1 protein-coding gene is annotated in these 835 nt (G+C 69.2%); it reads left to right on the top strand.

From position 1 onward, the window contains the following. Positions 1 to 799 (top strand): tRNA glutamyl-Q(34) synthetase GluQRS (gluQRS, locus tag AC1D00_RS43410; RefSeq protein WP_477014967.1); only part of this gene is annotated, 799 nt, incomplete at its 5' end. Positions 800 to 835: the final 36 nt, after the last annotated feature.

Consider the following 835-nt stretch of genomic DNA (forward strand, 5'->3'; position numbering starts at 1 on the left):
GCTCAATTTCGACCGTGCGCGCGAGGCCGGCGGGCGGCTGTTGCTGCGGATCGAGGACATCGACGCGACGCGCTGCCGGCCTGAGTATGAGGCAGCGATCTACGAGGATCTCGCCTGGCTCGGAATTGCCTGGGAAACACCGGTGCGGCGGCAGTCGGAGCATCTTTCCGATTACCGCGCCGCGCTGGACAAGCTCTCTGCCCTCGGCTTCGTCTATCCCGCCTTCGAAAGCCGCGCCGAGATCGCAAAGCTGGTCGCCGCGCGCGAGGCTCACGGGCCGTGGCCGCGCGATCCCGATGGCGCGCCGCGTTACCCCGGAGACGCCAAGTCGCTGTCCGCCGGCGAGCGGGCGCGGCTGATCGCATCCGGCGCGCCCTATGCGCTCCGGCTCGACATGGCGGCTGCCTGCCGGCACGTAGCCAGCCTGGCCTGGAACGAGTTGGGCGAGGGGCCCGATGGCGAGCGCGGCGCCGTACCCACGCGGCCCGAGGCCTGGGGAGACGTGATCCTGGCCCGCAAGGAGACACCGACCAGCTACCATTTGTCCGTGGTCGTCGACGATGCCCTCCAGGGGATCAGCGAGGTGGTGCGCGGCCAGGACCTGTTTCACGCCACGTCCGTCCACCGCCTGCTGCAAACCCTGCTTGGCCTGCCGGAACCCGCCTACCGCCACCACGCCCTGATTCGGGACGAGGCCGGGCGGAAGCTGTCGAAATCGAGCCGCTCGACCGGCCTGCGGGAGTTGCGCGACGCCGGTGCATCGCCCGCCAGCATCCGCCGTCTGGTGGGATTAGGTTAAGTTTCTCTGGGGTTTAGCCAAACACCGCCGTGACTC

The organism is Bradyrhizobium sp. P2_E8, assembly GCF_056403875.1.